At 61.7% G+C, this 22,209-nt stretch carries 24 protein-coding genes; 10 read left to right on the top strand and 14 right to left on the bottom strand.

Features of this window, described 5'->3' with window-relative positions:
* Window positions 1-248 precede the first annotated feature (248 nt).
* Window positions 249-2,813, top strand: coding sequence for a DNA translocase FtsK 4TM domain-containing protein (locus tag R3C98_RS03805; protein ID WP_371312790.1), 2,565 nt, complete (start codon window positions 249-251; stop codon window positions 2,811-2,813).
* Between the two features lie 95 nt (window positions 2,814-2,908).
* On the opposite strand, the gene R3C98_RS03800 is transcribed toward R3C98_RS03805, so the two are convergent.
* Complete coding sequence (locus R3C98_RS03800; RefSeq protein ID WP_371312789.1) at window positions 2,909-3,925, bottom strand: aldo/keto reductase; 1,017 nt, start codon at window positions 3,923-3,925, stop codon at window positions 2,909-2,911.
* Between the two features lie 96 nt (window positions 3,926-4,021).
* Window positions 4,022-4,534, bottom strand: a complete 513-nt coding sequence (locus tag R3C98_RS03795) for a prolyl-tRNA synthetase associated domain-containing protein (protein ID WP_371312788.1) — start codon at window positions 4,532-4,534, stop codon at window positions 4,022-4,024.
* Window positions 4,535-4,586: 52 nt separating this feature from the next.
* Here R3C98_RS03795 and R3C98_RS03790 point away from each other — a divergent pair, with 52 nt between their 5' ends.
* Both R3C98_RS03790 and R3C98_RS03785 read left to right on the top strand, forming a co-directional pair.
* Window positions 4,587-5,324 carry a DUF6065 family protein gene (locus R3C98_RS03790; RefSeq protein ID WP_371312787.1) on the top strand — a complete coding sequence of 246 codons (738 nt, stop codon included), beginning with the start codon at window positions 4,587-4,589 and terminating at the stop codon, window positions 5,322-5,324.
* The gene (locus R3C98_RS03785) at window positions 5,321-5,809 is read left to right on the top strand and encodes a GNAT family N-acetyltransferase (RefSeq protein WP_371312786.1); all 489 of its coding nucleotides are present in this window, start codon (window positions 5,321-5,323) and stop codon (window positions 5,807-5,809) included. The genes R3C98_RS03790 and R3C98_RS03785 overlap by 4 nt, the downstream gene beginning before the upstream one ends.
* Before the next feature lie 3 nt (window positions 5,810-5,812).
* On the opposite strand, the gene hisE is transcribed toward R3C98_RS03785, so the two are convergent.
* A complete protein-coding gene (gene hisE, locus R3C98_RS03780) occupies window positions 5,813-6,160 on the bottom strand; it encodes a phosphoribosyl-ATP diphosphatase (protein WP_371312785.1) in 348 nt (115 codons plus the stop codon).
* Between the two features lie 98 nt (window positions 6,161-6,258).
* Here hisE and R3C98_RS03775 point away from each other — a divergent pair, with 98 nt between their 5' ends.
* The gene (locus R3C98_RS03775) at window positions 6,259-7,074 is read left to right on the top strand and encodes a crotonase/enoyl-CoA hydratase family protein (RefSeq protein WP_371312784.1); all 816 of its coding nucleotides are present in this window, start codon (window positions 6,259-6,261) and stop codon (window positions 7,072-7,074) included.
* A 3-nt stretch (window positions 7,075-7,077) separates the two neighbouring features.
* On the opposite strand, the gene hisF is transcribed toward R3C98_RS03775, so the two are convergent.
* Window positions 7,078-7,851 (bottom strand): imidazole glycerol phosphate synthase subunit HisF, encoded by a 774-nt coding sequence (gene hisF / locus R3C98_RS03770; RefSeq protein ID WP_371312783.1) that lies wholly within the window; start codon window positions 7,849-7,851, stop codon window positions 7,078-7,080.
* Between the two features lie 183 nt (window positions 7,852-8,034).
* Between hisF and R3C98_RS03765 the strand changes: the two genes are divergently transcribed.
* Window positions 8,035-8,733 (top strand): M24 family metallopeptidase, encoded by a 699-nt coding sequence (locus R3C98_RS03765; protein WP_371312782.1) that lies wholly within the window; start codon window positions 8,035-8,037, stop codon window positions 8,731-8,733.
* Between the two features lie 26 nt (window positions 8,734-8,759).
* On the opposite strand, the gene R3C98_RS03760 is transcribed toward R3C98_RS03765, so the two are convergent.
* The 3 genes from R3C98_RS03760 to hisH all read right to left on the bottom strand — a co-directional run bounded on the left by R3C98_RS03760 (window position 8,760) and on the right by hisH (window position 11,034).
* Window positions 8,760-9,542, bottom strand: a complete 783-nt coding sequence (locus R3C98_RS03760; protein ID WP_371312781.1) for a hypothetical protein — start codon at window positions 9,540-9,542, stop codon at window positions 8,760-8,762.
* 108 nt (window positions 9,543-9,650) lie between these two features.
* Window positions 9,651-10,379: a 1-(5-phosphoribosyl)-5-[(5-phosphoribosylamino)methylideneamino]imidazole-4-carboxamide isomerase gene (hisA, locus tag R3C98_RS03755; RefSeq protein ID WP_371312780.1), complete on the bottom strand. Its 729-nt coding sequence runs from the start codon at window positions 10,377-10,379 to the stop codon at window positions 9,651-9,653.
* Between the two features lie 7 nt (window positions 10,380-10,386).
* Window positions 10,387-11,034 (bottom strand): imidazole glycerol phosphate synthase subunit HisH, encoded by a 648-nt coding sequence (gene hisH / locus R3C98_RS03750; RefSeq protein ID WP_371312779.1) that lies wholly within the window; start codon window positions 11,032-11,034, stop codon window positions 10,387-10,389.
* 121 nt (window positions 11,035-11,155) lie between these two features.
* Between hisH and R3C98_RS03745 the strand changes: the two genes are divergently transcribed.
* The 3 genes from R3C98_RS03745 to R3C98_RS03735 all read left to right on the top strand — a co-directional run bounded on the left by R3C98_RS03745 (window position 11,156) and on the right by R3C98_RS03735 (window position 15,221).
* The gene (locus tag R3C98_RS03745) at window positions 11,156-11,473 is read left to right on the top strand and encodes an AraC family ligand binding domain-containing protein (RefSeq protein ID WP_371312778.1); all 318 of its coding nucleotides are present in this window, start codon (window positions 11,156-11,158) and stop codon (window positions 11,471-11,473) included.
* An 88-nt stretch (window positions 11,474-11,561) separates the two neighbouring features.
* Complete coding sequence (locus R3C98_RS03740; protein ID WP_371312777.1) at window positions 11,562-12,998, top strand: amidohydrolase; 1,437 nt, start codon at window positions 11,562-11,564, stop codon at window positions 12,996-12,998.
* 207 nt (window positions 12,999-13,205) lie between these two features.
* Window positions 13,206-15,221, top strand: a complete 2,016-nt coding sequence (locus tag R3C98_RS03735) for an acyltransferase family protein (RefSeq protein WP_371312776.1) — start codon at window positions 13,206-13,208, stop codon at window positions 15,219-15,221.
* Window positions 15,222-15,238: 17 nt separating this feature from the next.
* Here R3C98_RS03735 and hisB read toward each other — a convergent pair whose 3' ends face one another.
* Window positions 15,239-15,835, bottom strand: a complete 597-nt coding sequence (gene hisB / locus R3C98_RS03730; RefSeq protein ID WP_371312775.1) for an imidazoleglycerol-phosphate dehydratase HisB — start codon at window positions 15,833-15,835, stop codon at window positions 15,239-15,241.
* A gap of 123 nt (window positions 15,836-15,958) precedes the next feature.
* Between hisB and R3C98_RS03725 the strand changes: the two genes are divergently transcribed.
* The gene (locus tag R3C98_RS03725) at window positions 15,959-17,707 is read left to right on the top strand and encodes a putative bifunctional diguanylate cyclase/phosphodiesterase (protein ID WP_371312774.1); all 1,749 of its coding nucleotides are present in this window, start codon (window positions 15,959-15,961) and stop codon (window positions 17,705-17,707) included.
* Here R3C98_RS03725 and R3C98_RS03720 read toward each other — a convergent pair.
* The 4 genes from R3C98_RS03720 to R3C98_RS03705 all read right to left on the bottom strand — a co-directional run bounded on the left by R3C98_RS03720 (window position 17,704) and on the right by R3C98_RS03705 (window position 20,589).
* Window positions 17,704-18,222: a GNAT family N-acetyltransferase gene (locus R3C98_RS03720; protein WP_371312773.1), complete on the bottom strand. Its 519-nt coding sequence runs from the start codon at window positions 18,220-18,222 to the stop codon at window positions 17,704-17,706. The genes R3C98_RS03725 and R3C98_RS03720 overlap by 4 nt on opposite strands.
* Entirely contained in the window at window positions 18,219-18,647 is a 429-nt protein-coding gene (locus tag R3C98_RS03715) for a nuclear transport factor 2 family protein (RefSeq protein ID WP_371312772.1), read from the bottom strand. The genes R3C98_RS03720 and R3C98_RS03715 overlap by 4 nt, the downstream gene beginning before the upstream one ends.
* A gap of 134 nt (window positions 18,648-18,781) precedes the next feature.
* Window positions 18,782-19,537, bottom strand: coding sequence for an alpha/beta fold hydrolase (locus R3C98_RS03710; protein WP_371312771.1), 756 nt, complete (start codon window positions 19,535-19,537; stop codon window positions 18,782-18,784).
* Window positions 19,534-20,589, bottom strand: coding sequence for a CoA ester lyase (locus R3C98_RS03705; protein WP_371312770.1), 1,056 nt, complete (start codon window positions 20,587-20,589; stop codon window positions 19,534-19,536). The genes R3C98_RS03710 and R3C98_RS03705 overlap by 4 nt, the downstream gene beginning before the upstream one ends.
* A gap of 145 nt (window positions 20,590-20,734) precedes the next feature.
* On the opposite strand from R3C98_RS03705, the gene R3C98_RS03700 reads away from it, so the two are divergent.
* A complete protein-coding gene (locus R3C98_RS03700) occupies window positions 20,735-20,911 on the top strand; it encodes a YqaE/Pmp3 family membrane protein (RefSeq protein WP_112074154.1) in 177 nt (58 codons plus the stop codon).
* Between the two features lie 22 nt (window positions 20,912-20,933).
* On the opposite strand, the gene R3C98_RS03695 is transcribed toward R3C98_RS03700, so the two are convergent.
* Window positions 20,934-21,170 carry a hypothetical protein gene (locus R3C98_RS03695; protein ID WP_371312769.1) on the bottom strand — a complete coding sequence of 79 codons (237 nt, stop codon included), beginning with the start codon at window positions 21,168-21,170 and terminating at the stop codon, window positions 20,934-20,936.
* A gap of 61 nt (window positions 21,171-21,231) precedes the next feature.
* Window positions 21,232-22,149 carry a tyrosine recombinase gene (locus R3C98_RS03690; protein WP_371312768.1) on the bottom strand — a complete coding sequence of 306 codons (918 nt, stop codon included), beginning with the start codon at window positions 22,147-22,149 and terminating at the stop codon, window positions 21,232-21,234.
* Window positions 22,150-22,209: the final 60 nt, after the last annotated feature.

Below are 22,209 nucleotides of genomic sequence, written 5' to 3'. Positions count from 1 at the left end.
CCAGATGTCTTTCTCCATCAGCGCGGATATGAAAATTATGCGGATTGGGGACGTTAACTGCAGGGGCATCTTCATTCATTTCCTGCGTGCCCGCTGACACAAATGTTAACGGCGGACGGGTGACCCGAGAGTGCCTGGATACGTGATATTCGCGGCAGGTCGGGGAATCCGGCCCGGAAAGCCGGCAGCCTGAAAAGTTAATCTGCGAAACAAAAAGACTTCAGCGCATTTGCCCGGAATTAAGGTTGATGGGCCAGATTGACCGCTCCACCGACAACACGGAGCCGTCCCCCTTCATGACCGACTATGCTTATGATGATGACGCAACCCATTTCAGCGTTAGCGATCCTGTCTGGCGCATCCTGACGGGGGCTGCCGCATTTGCGATCGGCGTTTTCATCTGCGGCAGTGTCGGCTCCTATGTTGCGACGGATCCTTCCTGGAATGCGGCAACCGATTCTGACGTCCAGAACCTGTTCGGCCGCTCCGGCGCCGTGTTTGCGGACCTGGCCCGCCAGACGCTCGGCTGGTCGGCCTGGACCGCGGGTCTCGCCCTGATGATCGGTGGAGCCATGCGGACCGTGCTGATTGGCGCGCCGCGTGTGCATCGCTGGGTGAAGGGCTTTCTGTTTGTGCCGTTTTCGGCAGCCTTCTTCGCTGCCTGGCCGGTGCCGCAGTCCTGGCCGCTGAGTGCCGGGCTGGGCGGCGTGGTCGGCGACGGCCTGTTCCATTTTGCGGCCATGCCTTTTCGCGCGCTGATGCTGCCATCCCCGGAAAGCTGGGCGGCCTTCTTCTTGGGAACGCTCGCCCTGTGGGCCGGACTGTCTGCCCTTGGCTTCCGCCGCGGGGACGCCCGTCTTCTGAAGCATGCGGCCGCATCGTCCGGTGCCCGTGCCGCCCGCCAGGCCAGCGGCGTCGGCGGCGTGCTGCTCGCCATCGCCCGTGCCATCGCACCGAAGCGCAGGATTGAAGTCGAAGACGAGATGGTCGACGCCCGCGAAGACCGCGCCCGGGTCGTGCTGACCGATGACGATGAAACGCCCGGCTTCCTGCGCAAGCGCGGCAAGAAAGTCATCGAGATCGAAGAAGACGACGACTTCGACGATGAAGAGGAATACCTCGACGACGCCGAAGACGACTACGACGATTACGAAGACGACATCGACGACGAAGCAGAGGAATACGAAGACGACGAGGATGAAGAACAGGTGCGTAAGCCGCTCTTCACCCTGCCGAAGGCCAAGCCGAAAGCGATCGAGCCGCGCGTTTCCAAGCCGGTCGAACGCCGCCGCAAGACTGGTCGGCTGCCAACCATCGACCTGCTGGAGCAGACGGCCGAACGAGCCGACTCGATTGATGAAGATGCACTGCTCGCCAAGGCCGCCAAGCTGTCGGACGTCCTGAAGGAGTTCGGTGTCCGTGGCCGTGTGAAGGAAGTACGCCCTGGCCCGGTGATCACCCTGTTCGAAATGGAACCGGCGCCGGGCGTGAAATCTTCTCGCGTCATTTCCCTGGCCGACGACATCGCCCGCTCGATGAGCGCGAAGTCTGCCCGCGTTGCGGTTGTGCCAGGCAAGAACGCTATTGGTATCGAACTGCCGAACGAAGATCGTGACACGGTCTATCTCCGCACGCTGCTTCAGTCGGACGCCTATACCGGTTCGCGCGCCAGCCTGCCGATGGCGCTTGGCGAAGACATTGGCGGCGTGCCGACCGTGGTTGACCTCGCCAAGATGCCTCACCTGCTGATCGCCGGTACGACGGGTTCGGGTAAGTCGGTCGGTGTGAACGCGATGATCCTGTCACTGATCTACCGTCACACGCCGGAACAGTGCCGTTTCATCATGATCGACCCGAAAATGCTCGAACTGTCGATCTACGAAGGAATCCCGCACCTGCTGGCACCGGTTGTGACCGATCCGAAAAAGGCCGTGAACGCGCTGCAGTGGACGGTACGTGAAATGGAAAGCCGCTACGAACTGATGTCCAAGGCCGGCGTCCGGAATCTGGCCGGGTTCAACGACAAGGCCGCGAAGTACCGTAATTCCGGAGAACAGCTTGTCCGCAAGGTTCAGACCGGTTTCGACGATCGCGGCAAGCCGGTCTATGAGACCGAGATCCTGCCGACCGAGCATATCCCGAACATCGTGGTCGTGATCGACGAGATGGCCGACCTGATGCTGGTGGCCGGCAAGGAAGTGGAAGGCTGTGTCCAGCGTCTCGCCCAGATGGCGCGTGCTGCCGGTATTCACCTGATCACCGCAACGCAGCGTCCGTCCGTAGACGTCATTACCGGTACGATCAAGGCGAACTTCCCGACCCGAATTTCCTACATGGTCACGACGAAGATCGACTCCCGTACCATCCTCAACGAGCAGGGCGCCGAACAGCTGCTCGGCATGGGCGACCTGCTTTACCAGGCACCGGGTCATAAATCGACCCGCCTGCACGGCCCGTTCGTCTCGGACGAAGATGTCGGCGCCGTCACCGACTGGCTGCGCGAGCAGGGCGAACCGGACTATGTGATGGATATCCTGGAAGCGCCGGATGACGGCTCCACCGGTTCGGCTGTGATGGATGCGATGCTCGGCACCTCGACCGGCGACGAAGAAGATGATCTCTTCTCCCAGGCCATTGCCATCGTGGTCCGCGACCAGCGCGCTTCCACGTCCTATCTGCAGCGCCGCCTGAAGATCGGCTACAACAAGGCCGCAGGCGTCATCGACCGGCTGGAAGAAGAAGGTATCATTTCCGCGCCGAACCATGCCGGCAAACGCGAAGTCCTGGCGAACGCGCGTCCGTCTCCGGAATGACCGTCGCCTGAATAAACTCACCCAGCTAAGGTGGGCACTTGGGGCAACCCCCGTTCGCGGTGAAATGCGAACGGGGGTTTCAATTTGTGGCGGTGTCAGCCCATCGGGTACTGGATGTCCTTCGTCACCGCGTCACAGGCTTTCATCACATCGTCTGACAAGGTCAAGTCAGCTGCGGCGAAGATGTCGTCCAGCTGGTCGAACTTTGAGACGCCGACGATGGTGGAAGCCACGAATTTGTGCTGCTTCGACCACGCCGTGGCGAGCGTAACGACGTTGATGCCGGCCTCTTTTGCGATCTCCATGAACCGGGCAGTAGAGGCGAGCGATTTCTCGTTCACGAAGCGGTGGGCCATCGCTGCCTGACGGCCACCGATTTCCAGATAACGGGAGAAGCGCGCGCCTTCCGGGCGAGCCCCGTCCTGATATTTGCCGGAGAGGACACCGCCGCCGATCGGGGAGTAGGGGATCAGGCTGACGCCTTCTTTTACGCAGACCTTCGAGAGCGCGTCCTCGAAGCGACGATTGTTCAGGCTGAAATTGTTCTGGATGGTCTCATAGCGTACCGTGCCAAGACGGCTGGAGGCTTCGAGGCTTTTCATCAGGCCCCAGGCGTCCTCATTGGAACAGCCGACGATGCGCACCTTCCCGGCCTGGACCAGATCGTCCAGCGTTTCCATGGTTTCGTCATAGGCCGTGCCGTGGTCCGGCCAGTGGGTCTGGTAGAGATCCACATAGTCCGTTCCGAGACGGGTGAGGCTGTCCTCGATGGCTTTGGTAATGTTGTGGCGGTCAAGCGCCGTCATGCCGGCGCGCTGGCTGCCCTTGATCCAGCCATGGGAGGGCCCGCACACCTTGGTGGCGAGGATGATGGAATCCCGATCCTTGGTTTTCAGCCATTTGCCGACGATTTCTTCCGTACGTCCGGCCCACTTCGTGTCCGGCGGCACGGGATAGTTTTCGGCCGTGTCGTAGAAATTGATCCCGGCATCGAAGCTCGCATCGAGGATACGCAGGGATTCGGTTTCATCGGTCTGGGAACCGAATGTCATCGTGCCCATACAGATATCGGATACATAAATGGCGCTTCGGCCGAGGCGGCGGTGTTGCATGTTGGCGTTCTCCCTGTCTTGTTGCGGCGACACTAGCGGCCAGAAACGGCATGACCAGAGGCGAACGCGAACAAATTCGTGAAGCGCCCGACGGGCTTACTCAGCGTCAGTCAAAAGCTGCGTGAAGTCGATCACTTCAAAGCCGTGTTCGGTGGCGCGGACGAATTTTTCGAAATCCGCCTTTGAGACCGTGGTCGTGCCGGTATTGGTCAGCGGGTGGAAATTGACCGGGTCATGTTCCATGAGCGCCGCATCGACCAGAAACCGCACGCGGCCTTCGGTATCGTTCATCAGGGCAAACGCGGTGACCGAACCGGGGGTCACACCAAGCAGCTCTTCCATCAGGTCCGGCGAACCGAAGGACAGCCGCTTCGTTCCAATAAGCTTGTGCAGCTTGTTCAGCTTAAGCTGTGAGTGCGCCTCCGCCGCGATCAGGATGATGTTGTCGTCCTTGTCCCTCAGAAAGAGGTTCTTTGTATGCCCGCCGGGCACGGTGCGTTTGACTTCGGTGCTCTGGTCGACGGTGAACACGGCTTCGTGCCACTGCGTGGAGTGCGCGATGCCCAGCGTATCGAGATAGGCGAACAGATCGTCGGGGGTTGCCGTCATGGGGCCCTTTGGGCCAAGACTTGTGGCCTCCGTCAAGCGCTGAGCCTCCCCGATGTTTCTTGATTGCTACAAAATCTATGATGTCGCGCCGGATCTGGTGCCCGCCCGGTCAAATCGCGACTGGATGGATGCCTTCACGGACCGTCATCCCTATCGCTGCCTGCCGCTCACCATGGCGAACTCCACGGGCTGGGAATTACTGGCGCCGATGGACATCAAGATCGAGTGGAATGGCGGCCCGCGCAATGAGGACATCCGCCTGCTGACCCGTGGCGACCCGCGCGCCATCGAAAGCTTTGCCGGGGCGCATTTCGCGCGCGGCATCGTTACCTTCCACACGGGCCACCTGTTCCGCACGCCGCCAGGCTGGGGCGTCTGGGTCACCGGCCCGCCGAACTGGCCGAAGGACGGCATCTATCCGCTGACGGGCCTGGTTGAGACCGACTGGCTGCCGTTCCCGTTCACGATGAACTGGCAGATGACCCGCAAGGGCAGCGTGATCTTCGAAAAGGGCGAGCCTTTCGCCTTCATCACGCTGATGGAGCACAAGAAGCTGGAAGAGATCCAGCCGGAGCGGAAGCTGCTTCGCTCCAACGAAGAGCTGGTGAAGGAATACAATGCCTGGACAGAAAGCCGGGCCGACTTCAACAAACGCCTCGGCGAGGGCGAAGAGAGCGCAATGAAAGAGCGCTGGCAGCGCCACTATATGCGCGGCGAAAAGCCGACTGGTGACAAGGCCGACAGCCACCAGACGAAGCGCCGCCTGAAGCCGCCGAAAGAGATTTCATGATCACAATCCGGGCCTATGCGCCCGCAGACCTGCCGGCCCTGCACGCGATCAACGAGCAGGGGGTGCCGGGCGTCAGCCGCGAAACACCCGAAGACCTGGCCAGATGGCTGTCACTCTCGGAATGCCTCGTTGCGGTGGGAGGAGACGGCCGGCCGGTGGGCTTCCTCAATCTCGTTCCGCCGGGCACCGCCGCCTATACCAGCCCGAACCTCCGCTGGTTCGAGGCGCGCGGCGGTAACGTCAACTATGTCGACCGGATCGCCATTAATGAATCCGCCCGCGGCCAGCGGATCGGCGAGGCGCTCTACGAAGCGGCCTTTGCCGCCTGCACTGGGAAGTACGATGCGGTCGGTTGCGAAGTGAATCGCCTGCCGCCTAATCCGGGTTCGCTGCGCTTTCATAAGCGGCTCGGTTTCGAAGAGGTCGGCGGCCAGGCCTTCGTACCCGGCGAAAAGGAAGTGATCTATCTGGAGCGAAAGCTCTGACGCTCAGCCCTTACGGCTCGCCTTTTCTGCAATCCCGCTCGTGCCCTGGCGTTTCTCCAGCGCCGCTGCCACATCATCCAGGCTGACGCCGCGCACACGCAGCGCAACAAGGGCGTGATAGAGCATGTCGGCGGCTTCGCTGGCGACGCGTTCATTGCTTTCTTCGCGCAGGGCCTGGATGAATTCGCCGGCTTCTTCCTCCGCCTTATCCGCGCAGGCGCCGACGCCTTTCGACAGCAGCTTCGCCGTCCAGGACGTGCCGGCGTCGCCGGTTTCGGCGCGCGTATCGATGGTCATGCCCAGATGGGCGAGGGCTTCGGCGAGACGGTCGGCAGATCCGAGAATAGACATGGGGCCTCCATACTCTCCTTCCGCGAGGGGAGGAAGCCTGCCCGCTTGACGCAGGCGCCCGCCGCGGCACTTTTAGGCCCAAACGAGGAGGATTCCAGATGAACGACCGGGTGACGATCACGCATCTTGAAGATGGCATCGCCGATGTCCGCATGGTGCGCACCGACAAGATGAATGCGCTCGACCCTGCCCAGTTCCAGGCGCTGGCTGACACGATCGAGGAGCTGCACGGCACCAAGGGCCTGCGCTGCGTCGTGCTGTCGGGGGAGGGACGCGCCTTCTGCGCAGGCCTCGACCTGTCCAGCATGTCGGGCAACTCCTCCGGCGATGGCGAGAAGAAAAAGGGCGGCGCAACGGGCGACCTTGCCACGCGGGCCTTCGGCGATGCGAACCTCGCCCAATATGTCGCCTGGGGCTGGCGGAAGCTGGAAGTGCCAGTGATTGCTGCAGCACACGGCGTGGCCTTTGGCGGCGGGTTCCAGATCCTGTCCGGCGCGGACGTGCGCTTCATCCATCCGGACACGCGCTGTGCGATCATGGAGATGAAGTGGGGCCTGGTGCCCGACATGGCCGGTTTCCCGCTGTGGCGGGGCAATGCGCGCGACGATGTGATCCGCGAGCTGACCTATACGAACCGGGAGTTCAACGGCCGCGAAGCCCACGAGATGGGCTTTGCCACGCACGTCTCCGAGACGCCGCATGAGGATGCGATGGCGCTGGCGAAGATCATCGCCAACAAGCACCCGGCCGCGATGCGCGGCGCCAAAACGCTCTGCAATGCGATGGCGGAGCTATCGGACGCAGACCTCCTGATGCTGGAAAGCACCGAACAGCTGAAGGTCATCCGCACGCCCAACCAGATGGAAGCGGTGATGGCCGAAATGCAGAAGCGGAAACCCGTCTTCGCGGAATAAAGCCTAGAACGGGCGGACGGGCGCTCCGGCGGCGTGCAGCGCGCGCCGGGCGTCTGCCACGGTCGCTTCACCGAAATGGAAGATCGAAGCGGCGAGCACGGCGCTCGCCCCGCCGTCCAGCACGGCCGCCGGCATATCGTCCACGCTGCCGGCGCCGCCGCTGGCCACAACCGGAATGTTTACAACAGATGTGATCGCTTTCAGCAGCGGGATGTCATAGCCGGATTTGGTGCCGTCCTTGTCCATGCTGGTCAGCAGGATTTCGCCCGCGCCGCACTTTTCGGCTTCCTTTGCGAACGCCACCGCGTCGATGCCGGTGGCCGTGCGGCCGCCATGGGTGAAGATCTCCCAGTGGCCGCCTTCCTCGTCATTGACGCGCCGCGCATCGATGGCGACGACCACCGCCTGGCGCCCGGCCTTGGCGGCGCAGCGGGAGATGACCGAGGGATCTGCGACGGCAGCGGAATTGATCGCCACCTTGTCGGCCCCGGCCCGCAGGAGCGCGACGAGGTCGTCCGCGCTGCGCACGCCGCCGCCCACAGTCAGGGGCATGAAGCACTGTTCTGCCGTGGCGGAGACGATGTCGAGCAGGGTGCCGCGGCCTTCGTGGCTGGCCGTGATATCGAGGAAACAGAGCTCGTCGGCGCCCTGGGCGTCATAGGCCTTGGCCAGCGCGACGGGGTCGCCCGCATCTTTCAGGTCCACGAAGTTGACGCCTTTGACGGTGCGCCCGTCTTTCACGTCGAGGCAGGGGATGATGCGGGTCTTGAGGCTCATGCGCATGGCTTTAACCGGGAAAGCCGCCCCCGCAAAGCTGCGATCTGTCCCACACCTTATCCAACACCCCCTTCAGGGGCGCACCACCGTGTAAACACCGTGAATAGACCATGTATACACCATGTAGAGCGCCCCGATTGGCAGGTTGTTTGACACCTCCGCTAAGCCCGTTAGGCCTTGGGCATGGAAAATTCGAACGAGAACGAAGCCGCCCGCTGGGCAAGGATGGTCGACGCGGAGGAGCGCGCCTTCGCGCTGCTGGACGCGATTGAGGCCGCGGGCATCATGAAACCGGGCCGCACCGAAGGGGAGGTGGACCGCGACATCGAAACCATCGCGGCAGAGCAGTTCGGGATAAAGCGCAACTGGCACCAGCGCCTCGTGCGCGCCGGGCCGAACACGACCTGCATCTTCTCGGACATGCCGGACGAGGTGACCATCGGGCCGGAGGATACCGTCTATATCGACATGGGCCCCGTCTTCGAAGAGGCGGAGGCCGACGTTGGCCGCACCTATGCCATGGGGCAGGACCCGGCCCGCCATGCGCTGGTGGCGGCGCTGCCCGAAGTGTTCGAGGAAATGCGCGAATTCACGCTGTCAAAGCCGGATGTAACGGGGGCGGAGGTTTATGACTTTGCCTGCCGCGCGGCGGAGGCTCGCGGGTATCATTTCGGTGGCAAGATCGCCGGGCACACCGTGGGGGAATTCCCGCACGCCACCTGGCCGCTGGAACATGCCCACCAGCGCCTCTGGCCGGACAACCCCCAGCCGCTGAACACGCCCGACCATCTCGGCCGCAAACGCTACTGGATTCTCGAAGCCCACCTCGTGGAACCGGGCCGCCAATGGGGCGGGTTTTACGAGCGGTTGTTGCGGGGGTGAGTCTTCGATCAATAGGCTACTATCAGCTATTTCTTCTTGGGAGGTGCAAAGGCATTGCCTTCAGTGGAAGGATATCCCGCCAAAGCATTCAGTCCTCCAGAAGAGGGAAAAAAATCACTGCTAGTTCTGATATTGACCCCGGACAGCGCGTTTAGGGTAGCAGAGTCAATAAGCGGATTCTGAATTCTTGCTTCATCAAGCGCTGACACTTTCCGAGAGAGGTTGGCAATGCTCGACTGGATAGAATTCATCTGGTCGATCAAATACTCGTCGATTCCAACAGTCTCAGTTTGCATCGAAGGTAATTTGAGTGGACCAAAGCTTTTCAGGAAAGAAGCGTGATCGGGGTCATTCGAATAAGCTTCGTAAGTGGCTACAAGCTTTTCCTTCAATTCGTCCATAAAGATGCGCATGCTTTGAAAACGCAAGTCACGCCTATACTTGATGTGATGAATGGGCATCGTGTCGAACGAAAAGGCCGTTTCATCGTCCTTAATCAGAACCGTTGGTTTATCGAATGCTAAACGCATTCCAAGTTCGAACATTACATTCGGATTCAATCCGCTAACATCGCATATCGCAACATCATCGGTATAAAGATTTTCTACGATACTCTTGTGGATGACATTTACTTCGTCAGACTCGCTAACCATCCGGGGCGAAAAGCCGGCTTCTTTAGCGACTTCTTCCAGAATAGCCCGAACATCAGCCCAATGAAGCGCAGAGAGGCCATCAATTTCCGAAATTGGCATCATAATGCCGCAAACTGGAGCCTTCGACTTGGGCTTCGCTGCTCTTTTCGGGGCCATGACAGGTCTCACAAAATCAAAATCGAGGGCTCAGCCTACAACAACACATACGCATTGCGACCAATTTCTCCCTTTGCGGGAAATGAATGCTGTGGTCTTTACGCCCGACTACTCAAGCGAAACTTGAATCGCCTCACTCGGATCAATATCCCTGTCATAAAGCGCGCGGCCGAGGATAGATCCCGCAATCGGCGCATCGGCCGCCATCAGGGCACGGATGTCGTCGACGCTGGCGACACCGCCGGAGGCGATGACGGGGATGGAGACGGTGTTGGCGAGCTCTGCCGTAAACGGAACATTGACGCCGGTCTTCAGGCCGTCGCGGCCGATGTCCGTCGCGACGATGGCGGCGACGCCGCAGCCTTCGAAGGCTTTCGCAAGGTCTGTCGCCTTCATGTCGCTGGTCTCGGCCCAGCCTTCGACCGCCACCATGCCATTCTTCGCATCGATGCCGACGACGATCTTGCCGGGCAGGGCGCGGGCGGCCTCTTTCACCAGTTCCGGATCGCGCAGGGCCACGGTGCCGAGGATGACGCGGGAAATGCCGGCCTCCAGCCAGGCATCGATCTGCGCCCGCGTGCGGATGCCGCCGCCGAGCTGGACCGGCGCATCGGTGGCCTTCAGGATCGCCTCGACCGCCGCGCGGTTCACGGCCTTGCCCTCGAAGGCGCCATTCAGGTCAACGACATGAAGATGGGTGAAGCCGGCCTCGCGGAAGGATTTCGCCTGCGCCGCCGGGCTGTCGGAAAAGACGGTCGCCTGGTCCATCTCGCCGCGCAGCAGGCGCACGCACTGGCCGTCTTTCAGGTCGATGGCGGGGTAGAGGGTAAAGGTCATTTCGGTGTCAGGGCGCCCATTGCAGGAAGTTGGAGAGGATCTTGAGCCCGGTCTTCTGGCTCTTCTCCGGGTGGAACTGCGTGCCGAACATGTTGCGCCGGGCCACCGCCGCCACGATCTGGCCGCCATAGTCGGCCGTCGCGGCAATGTCGGCCGGGTTGTCGGGCTTCATCGCATAGGAATGGGTGAAATAGACGTGCGGGTCGTCGCCCAAATCTGCGAAGACCGGGTGAGGCGTCAGCCGCGTGAAGTTGAGGCCGTTCCAGCCCATGTGCGGCACGCGGAAGCCTTCGCCCGGCTCGATGATGTCGACCGTGCCCTTGATCCAGCCAAGGCCCGGCGTGTAGCCGTCCTCGAGGCCTGCGGTCGCCATCAGCTGCATGCCGACGCAGATGCCGAAGAAGGGCTTGGCCTGTTTCAGCACCGCCTCGTTCAGCGCATCCACCACGCCCTCCCGGGCGCGCAGGCCCGCCGCGCAGTCAGCGAAATGGCCGACGCCGGGCAGGACGATGCGGGTGGCTTCGAGGATGGCATCGGGGGAATCGGTCACGATAATCTCGTGGCTCGTCCCCGCCAGCGCCGCCGCCTCCCGCAGGGCCCGTTCGGCCGAGTGGAGGTTACCGGAGCCGTAATCGATCAGCGCGACCTGTGTCATGCGCGCGTGTTAGCGGGGCAGGGGGCATAGGAAAAGGCATTTCGTGTCACGGGCGTGGTTCTTCCCTGTGAGAAAGCAGGCTAGGCTCGCGCTGCTGCCAGTATTGCACTTGAGGGTATCCATGCCGGAAATCATACAGGATGCGAAGAGTTTCCGGGCCGACCGCGCCTGGGGCGCGCGCGATATCGCCCGTATCGATGGGGCGAGTGTGCGCCTGCATTGGACCGACCAGCCCTATGAATGGCACGTCAATGACGGCGAAGAGGTCTTCGTCGTGCTGCAGGGGGTGGTCGACATGCACTATCGCGAGCGCGGGCAGGAAAAGATCGTCCAGCTGGCGCCGGGGGACATGTTCGTCGCCGGGAAGGGGGACGAGCATGTGGCCCATCCCATCGGGGAGGCACGTGTGCTCGTGATCGAGCGCGAAGGCTCCATCTGACAGCGCGGTCGCCCGGTTTTCCTTGTGCGGGGGGCATGCCTGTCCCAATGTCCGCGCCAGATTCGAGACCAAAACCGGAGTACGCCCCATGCGCCCCATCCTGCCGCTTCTTTCCACCGCGCTCCTCGCGGCCTGCATCACCGGCCCGGCCTGGCCAGACAGCCGCGACGCGCAACTGATCGAGCAGGTGGAAGAAAAGGCGGAGCTTTCCAGCAGCCTGTCGGACCAGATCTGGGAATGGGCGGAGGTCGGCTATCAGGAGGAAAAATCCTCCGGGCTTCTTCAACAAACCTTGAAAGTCGAAGGTTTCGACATCGAGGCAGGCGTCGCCGGCATCCCGACGGCATTCGTGGCTGAATACGGCACGGGCGGCCCCGTCATCGCCATCCTCGCCGAGTTCGACGCGCTGCCGGGCATCAACCAGACCGCCAGCCCGGACCGGGAAGAGCGTGACGGCATGGGCGCGGGCCATGCCTGCGGCCACAACCTTTTCGCGGCCGGCTCCACCACGGCTGCCATTGCCATCAAGGACTGGCTGGAAGAGACCGGCACACCGGGCCGCATCCGGCTCTATGGCACGCCGGCGGAAGAGGGTGGCAGCGGCAAGGTCTACATGGTCCGCGCGGGCCTGTTCGAGGATGTCGACATCGCGCTGCACTGGCATGCGGGGGACCGCAACTCCGCCGCCGCGCGCACGACGCTGGCCAACCGCTCGGCCAAGTTCCGCTTCCATGGTCTCTCCGCCCATGCGGCGGGTGCACCTGAAAAAGGCCGCTCGGCGCTCGACGGGGTTGAGGCGTTCAACATGATGGCCAACATGATGCACGAGCACATTCCGCAGGAAGCGCGCATCCACTACGTCATCACCTCCGGCGGCTCGGCCCCGAACGTGGTGCCGGACTTTGCCGAAGTCTTCTACTATGTCCGCCACCCGTCCGCCGATGGCGTCGAGGAGATCTGGCCACGCCTTGAGGCCGCCGCCAAAGGCGCTGCGATGGGCACGGGCACGACCGTCGACTGGGAAATCATCCACGGCAACAATCCGCTTCTGGTGAATGAGACGCTGGCCAAGATGATGGATGAGAAACTCCGCGAAGTCGGCGGGGTCACCTATAACGAGGAAGAGCAGGCCTTCGCTGCGGCGATCTACGAAACGCTGACCACGCCGACCCTGCCGCTTGGCTCGGAATCGGAAGTGCAGCCCTATGAGGTTTCGCTTGGCTATGGCTCCACCGATGTGGGCGATGTGTCCTATGCCGTGCCGACCGTGGGCCTCAACACCGCGACCTGGGTGCCCGGCACGCCGGCCCACTCCTGGCAGGCGGTCGCAGCCTCCGGCACGTCCATCGGCCACAAGGGCACGCAGGTGGCGGCCAAGACGCTGACGCTGGCGGCGATTGAGCTCTTCACGAACCCGAAGCTGCGCGAAGCAGCTCGCAAGGAATTCGATGAAAAGCGCGGCCCGGACTATCAGTACCGCTCGCTGCTGGGTGACCGCGACCCGCCGCTCGATTACCGCAAGTAAGGGGCCTCTGCGCGGCGCGCTGACTGCGATCGGCTTTTCAATCTGAGTACGGCCAGCATGGCCGGTATCCGCTCTGAAACGGAGAGCCCTCGGCGACTTCGTGAGTGCAAATCACCTTTAAGGAGATACTAAATCCCGCTAAACGGGCACAAAAATTGCTAGGCGATCATCTTTCTGTACGAATCCCAGCAAGAGCAGTGTTTATCGATGCAAGGTGTGCCACCCCGAAACTCGCTTAAGTTTCGGCACGATATCAATGGGCTGAGAGCCTGGGCCGTTGTGGCGGTCATCCTCTACCATTTTGGTGTGGCAGGTTTCGCCAGTGGCTTCGTCGGTGTCGACATCTTCTTCGTCATCTCAGGCTACCTGATGACGCAGATTATCGTGGAAGGCGTGGAGCGGCGTTCTGGTGGCGGAGGCTTTTCTGTTCTGGGATTTTATCTCGCCAGAGCGAAGCGTATCATTCCGGCGTTGGCGGTCGTTGCAATCGCTCTTCTGATAATGGGATGGAGCACGTTTAGTCTTGAAGAGTTCCGATCTTTGGGTTCGGAAGTGCTCTTCGCCATGCTGTTTCTTTCAAACTATAAGTATTGGCATAGTTATGAAGGGGTAGGCGGATATTTTGCCGAGCCAGAGACGCCCCGGTGGCTGCTTCACAGCTGGTCTTTGTCAGTCGAGTGGCAATTCTATCTGATCCTTCCCATCCTGATCCTGTTCGCATGGCGTTTGCGGCCGAACAGAAAATTCCTTGCCGCCGCTTTTGTGGTTGTTGCGACGCTCTCATTCGCCGCCTCTGTTTTCGAGACACAACGGGATGCTGAACTCGCTTTCTACAGTTTGCATACGCGGGCTTGGGAAATGCTGGCGGGTGGCATGGTATTTCTCTTCCGCACCTGGATTCCGGCACCTGAACGCCGGGCCTCCATGGTGGAGGGGCTGGGCTTCGTATTGGTTCTGCTGGCCATATTTATTCCGCACCCAGAGACTCAATGGCCCGGGTACAGGGCCGTGCTTCCGGTGCTCGGCGCGGTCCTGATTCTTTGGGCCAATAGACAAGATTCTCTGTGGACCAATACTCCGATAGCCCAATTTTTCGGGAACACCTCTTATTCGCTTTATCTCTGGCATTGGCCGATTGTGGTCGCACTGGAATATATTGGGGAAGCCCATTCCTACGTGTGGATCTGTTGCGGTCTGGTTCTGACGATTTTTCTGTCCATGCTGTCCTATAAGTACATAGAGCAGACCACACGATCGCGCATCGGCAGGGGGCCTATCATTGCCGGTTTGGCCGTCATGGCGGTTGTTGTGAGCGTGCCCGCCTGCGCTGGATTTGTGGTAAGGTACGTTGACTTCATTGGCGTACGAGAGCTGTCGCCCCAAATTCAGTCAATTCTTGCAACGGAAATGCATGTCCGGAGCAGAGAGTGCCTGAGGCCAGCGGAGATCCCGTCACCGATGTGCACGTTCGGTGGCGAAACCCCCGGGCTTATTCTCATGGGAGACAGTCACGGGTTGGCTGTTGTACCGGCAGCCCAATCGGCTCTTCCCAATGCCAATCTAAATGTCACGACACTGATTACAATCGGGTGTGCATTGGTGCGCGGTGCTGAGCGAACCGATTTTGAGTTCCGTTGTACGGATTTTGTGGACTGGGCCATGGGAGAGGAAGCCGCCATGGATCCGGATCTCCCCGTTCTCGTCTCGACGAGAACGTCCAGCTATCTGTTCGGGATGAACGAAACCAAATCCAGCCCTGGGCACCCCCTCGTCGAGTTTGATGGCAATTCCACGCTCTCCAGCGATGCAATTCGCCAGGAATTTCGTGCACGTCAGATCGAATCGCTTTGTGAAATTTCGTCTCGCCGCAAAACGTATGTATTGCGGCCGATTCCCGAGATGGGGGTGGACATTCCAACGGTCCTGGCTCATCGGCGGCGGTTTGGAGTGAGTGACACCGCAATTTCCATCAGTCTCGATGAATACGAAGCGCGGAACCAATTTGTTTTTGAAATGTTGGAAGAAGCTGCTCAGAAGTGCAACATCACAACACTCGACCCGGTCCCTTATCTCTGCTCAGCAGGGCGATGCTGGGGAACGAAAGATGGGTATCCGTTATACAAAGACGATGACCACCTAAGTGTCCGGGGGTCGGAATTGCTGGCTCCGCTGTTGAGTGAGATCTTCTCTGAAGACGAAGTCAGCAACGCCATGGTCAATTAGCGACCTGGGCTTAAGCTCTACAGGCTGCCCTTGGTGCTGGCCGGCTTGCCGCCGAGTTTCGGGTCGACCGTGACGGCGGCGCGCAGGGCGCGGGCCGTGGCCTTGAAGCAGCTTTCGGCGATGTGGTGGCAATTCTCGCCGTAGAGGTTCTCCACGTGCAGGCACATGCCGCCATTGCCGGCGAGGGCGTGGAAGAACTCCTTGAAGAGCTCTGTGTCCATCTCGCCGATCTTGTCGCGCGTGAACTGTACTTTCCACACCAGATAGGGGCGTTTGCAGAGATCGAGGCTTGCCCGGCTCAGCGTTTCGTCCATTGGGATATAGGCCGTGCCGAAACGGGTGATCCCGGCAAAATCGCCGAGCGCCTTAAGGATGGCCTGGCCGATGACGATGCCGGTATCCTCGACACTGTGGTGCATGTCGATGTGCAGGTCGCCGTCGCAGCGCACGGTCAGGTCGATGGCCGAATGCTTGGAGAAGCTTTCCAGCATGTGATCGAAAAAGCCGATCCCGGTCTGGATGTCGGATTTTCCAGTGCCGTCGAGGTCCAGGGTGACGGAAATGTCCGTTTCCTTGGTCTTGCGGCTGACGGTTGCGGTGCGGTTCTGGGTCATGGCTGCCGATATAGTGTGTAGATCGCGCTACAGCTAGCGCATCTTGTTCACTGATTTCTAAACATATTGGAGGAATGTGCGCCCGGGAAAGCACGCCCTGTGGTGTGCCGAGGCGAGGTACCTTTGCGCAAACTGTCGCAGATACGCCGGTTTTTCGGCTCCATGACGCTGCCGGCATTCGCCGCTTTTGTCGGCGCGATAGCGGCTGTTCTGGTCTTTGGCGCAGTGACTGTCCTCGAACAGACCTATCGTGTGGTGTTCGGCGGACATGCCTGGAACGATATGGCCTCCCCTCCCGAAGTTGTCCTGGGCCTTCTGCTGATCTCCATTACGTGCGGGGCAGGGGCCTCCTTCCTGCTCGCCCGGTCTTTCCAGCAGGTTCTGCAGAGATTTCTCGCCTATCTGGACGATACGACGTCGATGCGGCCGCGCGGCGTGGAATCGGTCATGTTCAAGGAACTGCGCCGCCTGCGCGTTGCGGTGACACGCCGCGTCAGCCATCTGCGCCGTGAAAACGAGCGTCTTGCCAATATCGCCTATGTCGACCAGCAGACCGGCCTGCCGAACATGATCGCGCTGGAAGCCGAAATCGAGCGCAAGCTGCCGTTCGCCTCCTTCGATTCGCCGGCCGCCTTTTTCCTGCTGGATCTCGACCAGTTCGGCCGCGCCGCCGAACGGCTCGGCAGCCTTGCAACGAACTCGCTCCTGAAATCAGTGGGGGAGCGCCTGACCGGCTGCATGTCCCGCCTTGAAGCGCCGGTTGCTTCCAGCCTCGAAGGCTCGATGATCGCCGCGCTTCATAATGACCAGTTCGCGATCTTCCTGCCGAATGCGATCACGCGGGAAAATGTCTCGAACATCGCGCGCGCCATTCGCGTTGCCTTTGCCCAGCCCTTCGAGATCAACGGCCAGTCCGTCAGTGTCGGGATGTCCGGCGGGATCGTCATGGCGCCGGAAGATGCGGATTCGGCCCAGAAGCTGTTTCGCCATGCGGATCTCGCGCTCCAGCAGGTGCGCCAGGAATCGGCCTCCGGCTTCCGTTACTTCTCTCCGCGCCTGAACCGGGTCGCCCGCGGCAAGTACATGCTGGAAGCGGAACTGCGCGAGGCCGTCGCTGCTCGCGAGTTCAAGGCCGTGTTCCAGCCGAAGGTCGATTTCGCCACCGGAAAGATCGTCGGCTGCGAGGCGCTGGCCCGCTGGCAGCGCGCAAATGGCAAGATCATTTCCCCGGCCGCCTTTATTCCGCTGGCGGAGGAAACGGGCCTCGTCAACCAGATTGGCGAACAGATCCTCGAATCGGCCTGCGAATGCGCCGTGGTCTGGATGAAGGAAGGCTTCGACGTCTCCGTCGCGGTGAACGTCTCGCCGCGCCAGTTCATGACGGTGGACCTGACAAATCTGGTGCTCGAAGTGCTGAAACGCACGGGCCTGCCGCCTGCGCGGCTGGAACTCGAGATCACGGAAAGCATGGCCGTCTCCGACCCGACCAAGGTGGACCGCGTGATGCGCCCGCTGCGCGCGCTGGGTGTGAAACTGGCGCTCGACGATTTCGGTACGGGCCATTCGAACCTGTCGATGCTGACCCAGCTGCCGTTCGATGTGTTCAAGATCGACCGCCAGTTCGTTTCCGCGCTCGACGCGGATCGCCAGACGCCGGCCATTGTCGAGATGATCCTGGCCATGGCGGAAACGCTGGGCCTGAAGACGGTTGCCGAAGGCGTCGAGACCGAGCGTCAGGCAGAGTTCCTGTCGCGCCGCGGATGCTCCATGGCGCAGGGCTTCCTCTACTCTCCGGGCCTGCCGCAGGAAGGGTTCCTTGAGCTGCTTCGCGGCTGGGACAACCGTGCCAATACGACCCGCAAGGCGAGCTAAGCGCCGCGATGATAGACCGTGACCGGATGGTCGCGCAGCTTTGACATCGTCCACAGCATGTACCCGGCTTTCTCCGCGACCCGGCGGGAGCCGACATTGTCTTCATCGATGATGCAGACGCTTTTCCCCGGATGGGTCTCGTCCAGCCATGTGTGCATCAGGCTCACGGCTTCGCTGCCGATGCCCCGGCCCCAGGAGGCGCGGGCGAAGGCCCAGCCAGCCTCAGGCCATTGGGACAGGTCCGGCTGGATGCCCCGCATGAAATCGGCAAAGCCGGACTCGCCGAGATAAGCACCGGTCTCCCGGTCGATCACCGACCAGTTGCCATAGCCTTTGATGTCCCACATGCCGCGGCCGCGGACGCAGGCGAACCAGACATCCTGCGGGCTGCGCGTGACCCCGCCAATATAACGGACAACATCGGCATCGCCCCACATGGCGACGGCGTGCGGGTAGTCGGCTTCCTCGAAAGGACGAAGAATCAGCCGGTCTGTCGTCAATGTGGGTGGGTTCACGCGCCGGCCTTCATCTTGGCAAGCATGGCGCCCATGGCGGCATGCACGGTCTGGATCGCCTTCAGTGGGCGGACCATCACTTTGAAATCGATGATCTGGCCAGCATCGTTCCACTCGATCATGTCGACGCCGTTCACCTGGATGCCGTCCATCACGCACTCGAATTCCAGCACGGCCTTGTCGCCGCAATCGAAGGCGCGGACATAGCGGAACGTGTCCCCGCCCAGCGTTTCGCCGGCCGCGGTGAGATAGGCCATCGTGATGGGCTTGCCTTCCTGCGGCGTGTGCACAACCGGGCTGCGAAAGACGACATTGTCGGCCAGCTGGCCGGACAGGCCCTCCGGCGAATGGTCGCTTTCCATCCAGTCGAACCAGCGCTGCAGGTGCGGGCTGTAGCCCGTGATCGGGATCAGGTGATTGGGCATGAGATGTGTCCTCCTGAGTCGGAGAGTAGGCGGTGTATGGCAGCGCGGCAAGACAGCTGCGAAGGGGATCGGGTGAAGGGTTTCGCAATCGCCATTGCGGCTGCGCCGATTCCTGCCCACCCGGCTCAGGGCCGTCAGGTATAGCCGAGGAAGGACAGGATTTTCGCGAGAATGTCGGGGGCGAGGCAAAGGTCGCGGTGGCTTAGGTCTCCGACACCGTGAACTTCGCTGTTGGGGAGGCTTGCGGCGACGCGGGTGATCTCGTCCAGCGGACAGCCAGTATCTGCCTCAGAGCCGATGAAGAGCAGCTTGCCATCATAGCCTGCGAGCGCATCCGCAAAGTCGAATGGCTCCAGCTCTCCACCGCCGGCTGCGCGAACATATTCGAGCGCGCGTTCCAGAACCGCAGGATCGGTGCCCTCCCGGCGTTTGGCTTCGGCCCAGCCGAGGACAGGGGGTGCGATCAGGACCACATAATCAGCCTTTGCGCCGTTCTTCAGCGCGTTGGCTGTCGCTATGCAGCCAAAGGAGTGGGCGATGATCGTGTCGATCGGGGCTTCGGCGGTACAGACGTCGAGAACCGACCTTCCGGCCGCTTCACCGCCATACTCTGTGGCTTTGGATGCGCCATGAGCCGGCAGGTCCATCAGCAGGATGGGACGCGAATTGATGAGGAAGTCCTGTGCGTACTGCCGCCAGATGCGGTGGGTGTCGTTCCAGCCATGCACAAACAACGTGGCCGGACCATCATGTGCACGCCATAGGGGCGTCCCGCCGACATCACGGCGTGTATCCGGAGGCAGCATGTTCTGACCTGGCGCGGCGCTGGGGGAGGTCGGCACAAGTTCGGCGAGCAGCGCGCGAACGGCCGAATCCGGAGTCCCGGTCATCCTGAATAAGCGGCGGCGAGATCCGGATCTTTCGCGGCCACGAGGTCTGCGAGGTCGGCGATCACCTTGGCCTGTTTCCAGGTGGCGTCGTCCTGCATCTTGCCGTCGATCATGGCGACGCCCGTGCCGTCCGGCATGGCGGCCAGGATCTTGCGGGCAAATTTCACTTCGTCCGGATCGGGGCTGAACACGCGCTTGGCGATGGCGATCTGGTTCGGGTGCAGGCTCCATGTGCCGGAGCAGCCGAGCAGGAAGGCGTTGCGGAATTGCTGTTCGCAGGCGTCGAGGTCAGCAATGTCGCCGAACGGACCATAGAAGGCATTGATGCCGGCCATGCGGCAGGCGTCGACCATACGGGCGATCGTGTAGTGCCACGGGTCCTGCTGGGCGGAGGCGCGGTCGCTGCCGTCATCCTTCGGATCCTCGATCACGCGGTAGAAGGGGTGGCCGCCGCCGACGCGGGTCGTCTTCATCTTGCGGTCTGCGGCAAGGTCTGCCGGGCCGAGGCTGATGCCCTGCATGCGCGGGGAGGCGAGGGCGATCTCCTCGACCAGCGCCATGCCCTGCGCGGTTTCGAGGATCGCGTGGAACAGGATCGGGCGGGTGAGGCCCGCCTTGGCTTCCAGCTGGGCGACATACTGGTCAGCGAAGTGAATGTCCCAAGGGCCTTCGACCTTCGGCAGCATGATCACGTCGAGCTGGTGGCCGGCTTTAAGCACGAGCTGGGAAACGTCTTCCTGGAACCAGGGGGAATTCAGCGGGTTCACGCGGCTCCAGAAGCCTGTGCCCTTGCCCTGCCAGTCGTACAAGTTCGCCATTTCGATGGCGCCGGCACGGGCCGCATCCTTGGCATCGGCCGGGATCGCGTCTTCCAGGTTGGCGAGGATCACGTCTACCCCGGGGGCCATGTCGGGCACTTTGGCGCGCACCTTGTCGAGGTGCGGCGGCACGAAATGGATCATCCGCTCCAGCTTGACGGGAAGGTCCCGCATCGGCTCTGGCGCGCCGATGGCGAGCGGCTTGAAGAAATTGCGCGGTGTTTTCTGTGACATGTTCTCTGCCCCTGACTTTTGCCGATACGCCTAGGCCCAATGGTGCAGCGCGTCAAATCGCCATTTGGCCGCGATACCGGCTGATGGAACGCCGCGCGCGATCAGGCGTTGTTATGGGCGACCAGCTGACGAGAAAGGTAAAATCATGTCCATTCTGATGATCCTGCTCACCATCCTGTTCCCGCCCGTGCCTGTGGCACTGAAGGAAGGGATCGGTACGCAGCTTCTGCTCAATGTGCTTCTCACATTGATTGGCTGGCTCCCGGGCGTCATCCACGCCTTCTGGGTCCAGACCCGCGGATCGGACGCAATCGAGATCTAGGTTCTTGGAGGGCTGACGCCGATCAGGCGTCGGCAGCCGTTTCGCCAGCTGCCATGCGCTTTTCGGAGCGGATGGCGCGGCGGAACACGGCGATACCAATGGCGACCACGCCGATTGCCGTCACGGCTTCCCCACCGAGGATCACCGACGATCCGAAATGCATCTCTGCAAGGATGGCCCAGGTGGCCGTGAAGAAGACAATGGCGGCGATCTCAGTGAGCAGCGCTGCCGGAATGATCGCTTTCATCAAGGGGCCCATGGGGACTCTCCACATCTGTTGTCGGCAATATTGTCCCACAGCCGCCTGATCGCAAGCGAGTTTAGCCGTTACGGGCCAGCGGGTGGGCGGTTTCGAGGAGTTCGGCCAGTTCGTCCGTCAGGACGTGGGTGTAGATCTGCGTCGTGGCGATGTCGGCGTGGCCGAGCAGGGTCTGCACGCTGCGCAGGTCTGCGCCGCCCATCAGGAGGTGGGTCGCATAGGCATGGCGCAGGGCGTGAGGGTGTACCCGGTTTGGCCTTATGCCGGCCATGATGGCCAGCTCTTCCAGCAACTGGCCGAGGCGACGGCGCGTCAGATGGCCTTCCTTTCCGCGCGAGGGAAAGACGAACTTCTCCGCACGTGTCCGGGCGAGGCTGTTCTTTGGAAGGTGCTCTTCGCGCACGGCCAGCCAGTCGGAGAGAGCTGCCAGCGCCGGGCCGCCGAGCGGGCAGAGCCGTTCCTTGCCGCCCTTACCGCGGATGATCACGTCCCTTGTCACCCAGCGCTCGCCCTTGCGGCGGGGGAGGGAGCCGAGCGTCAGCGAGACAAGTTCCGACACACGCAGGCCCGCGCCATAGAGCAGCTCAACCAGCGCCTTCAGCCGCAGGTCTTCTCCGCAGGTGTCGATCAGCCGGGCCATTTCCTCACGCGACAGCACATCCGGCACATCGCGGCTGGGTTTCGGCCCGTCCAGCTTTGCGGTCGGGTCGTCCTTGCGGTCGCCCTCTTCGAACAGGAAGCGGAAGAAGCGGCGCACGGCAGAGAGTTTGCGGGCCTGAGACGATGGCGCCATGCCGCGCGCGGCGAGGTCTGCCAGCCATCCGGCAAGGTCCCGCGCGCCGGCGGTTTCCAGCTTGCCGCCGCAATATTCCGAGGCGTCCAGCAGGTCGCGGCCATAGGCGTCGAGCGTATTGGGCGAGGCGCCCCGCTCGGCGGACATCATTTCAAGAAAGGCTTCGATACGCGCGCGATCAGACATTTGCCCAGTCTGGCATGGGCAGGTTGAAAGGGAGTGAACAAAGCCCCGGCGGGAAGCACA

The sequence above is a fragment of the Hyphomonas sp. genome (assembly GCF_041398465.1).
Classification (GTDB): Bacteria; Pseudomonadota; Alphaproteobacteria; order Caulobacterales; family Hyphomonadaceae; genus Hyphomonas.
This window is presented reverse-complemented; position numbering and strand designations above follow the sequence as displayed.

What these genes read in the sequence shown, in the direction of transcription:
- R3C98_RS03805 (WP_371312790.1), top strand. Translation starts at nt 249, where the DNA reads ATGGGCCAGATTGACCGCTCCACCGACAACACGGAGCCGTCCCCCTTC.
- R3C98_RS03800 (WP_371312789.1), bottom strand. Translation starts at nt 3,925, where the DNA reads ATGCAACACCGCCGCCTCGGCCGAAGCGCCATTTATGTATCCGATATC.
- R3C98_RS03795 (WP_371312788.1), bottom strand. Translation starts at nt 4,534, where the DNA reads ATGACGGCAACCCCCGACGATCTGTTCGCCTATCTCGATACGCTGGGC.
- R3C98_RS03790 (WP_371312787.1), top strand. Translation starts at nt 4,587, where the DNA reads ATGTTTCTTGATTGCTACAAAATCTATGATGTCGCGCCGGATCTGGTG.
- R3C98_RS03785 (WP_371312786.1), top strand. Translation starts at nt 5,321, where the DNA reads ATGATCACAATCCGGGCCTATGCGCCCGCAGACCTGCCGGCCCTGCAC.
- hisE (WP_371312785.1), bottom strand. Translation starts at nt 6,160, where the DNA reads ATGTCTATTCTCGGATCTGCCGACCGTCTCGCCGAAGCCCTCGCCCAT.
- R3C98_RS03775 (WP_371312784.1), top strand. Translation starts at nt 6,259, where the DNA reads ATGAACGACCGGGTGACGATCACGCATCTTGAAGATGGCATCGCCGAT.
- hisF (WP_371312783.1), bottom strand. Translation starts at nt 7,851, where the DNA reads ATGAGCCTCAAGACCCGCATCATCCCCTGCCTCGACGTGAAAGACGGG.
- R3C98_RS03765 (WP_371312782.1), top strand. Translation starts at nt 8,035, where the DNA reads ATGGAAAATTCGAACGAGAACGAAGCCGCCCGCTGGGCAAGGATGGTC.
- R3C98_RS03760 (WP_371312781.1), bottom strand. Translation starts at nt 9,542, where the DNA reads ATGGCCCCGAAAAGAGCAGCGAAGCCCAAGTCGAAGGCTCCAGTTTGC.
- hisA (WP_371312780.1), bottom strand. Translation starts at nt 10,379, where the DNA reads ATGACCTTTACCCTCTACCCCGCCATCGACCTGAAAGACGGCCAGTGC.
- hisH (WP_371312779.1), bottom strand. Translation starts at nt 11,034, where the DNA reads ATGACACAGGTCGCGCTGATCGATTACGGCTCCGGTAACCTCCACTCG.
- R3C98_RS03745 (WP_371312778.1), top strand. Translation starts at nt 11,156, where the DNA reads ATGCCGGAAATCATACAGGATGCGAAGAGTTTCCGGGCCGACCGCGCC.
- R3C98_RS03740 (WP_371312777.1), top strand. Translation starts at nt 11,562, where the DNA reads ATGCGCCCCATCCTGCCGCTTCTTTCCACCGCGCTCCTCGCGGCCTGC.
- R3C98_RS03735 (WP_371312776.1), top strand. Translation starts at nt 13,206, where the DNA reads ATGCAAGGTGTGCCACCCCGAAACTCGCTTAAGTTTCGGCACGATATC.
- hisB (WP_371312775.1), bottom strand. Translation starts at nt 15,835, where the DNA reads ATGACCCAGAACCGCACCGCAACCGTCAGCCGCAAGACCAAGGAAACG.
- R3C98_RS03715 (WP_371312772.1), bottom strand. Translation starts at nt 18,647, where the DNA reads ATGCCCAATCACCTGATCCCGATCACGGGCTACAGCCCGCACCTGCAG.
- R3C98_RS03710 (WP_371312771.1), bottom strand. Translation starts at nt 19,537, where the DNA reads ATGACCGGGACTCCGGATTCGGCCGTTCGCGCGCTGCTCGCCGAACTT.
- R3C98_RS03705 (WP_371312770.1), bottom strand. Translation starts at nt 20,589, where the DNA reads ATGTCACAGAAAACACCGCGCAATTTCTTCAAGCCGCTCGCCATCGGC.
- R3C98_RS03700 (WP_112074154.1), top strand. Translation starts at nt 20,735, where the DNA reads ATGTCCATTCTGATGATCCTGCTCACCATCCTGTTCCCGCCCGTGCCT.
- R3C98_RS03695 (WP_371312769.1), bottom strand. Translation starts at nt 21,170, where the DNA reads ATGGGCCCCTTGATGAAAGCGATCATTCCGGCAGCGCTGCTCACTGAG.
- R3C98_RS03690 (WP_371312768.1), bottom strand. Translation starts at nt 22,149, where the DNA reads ATGTCTGATCGCGCGCGTATCGAAGCCTTTCTTGAAATGATGTCCGCC.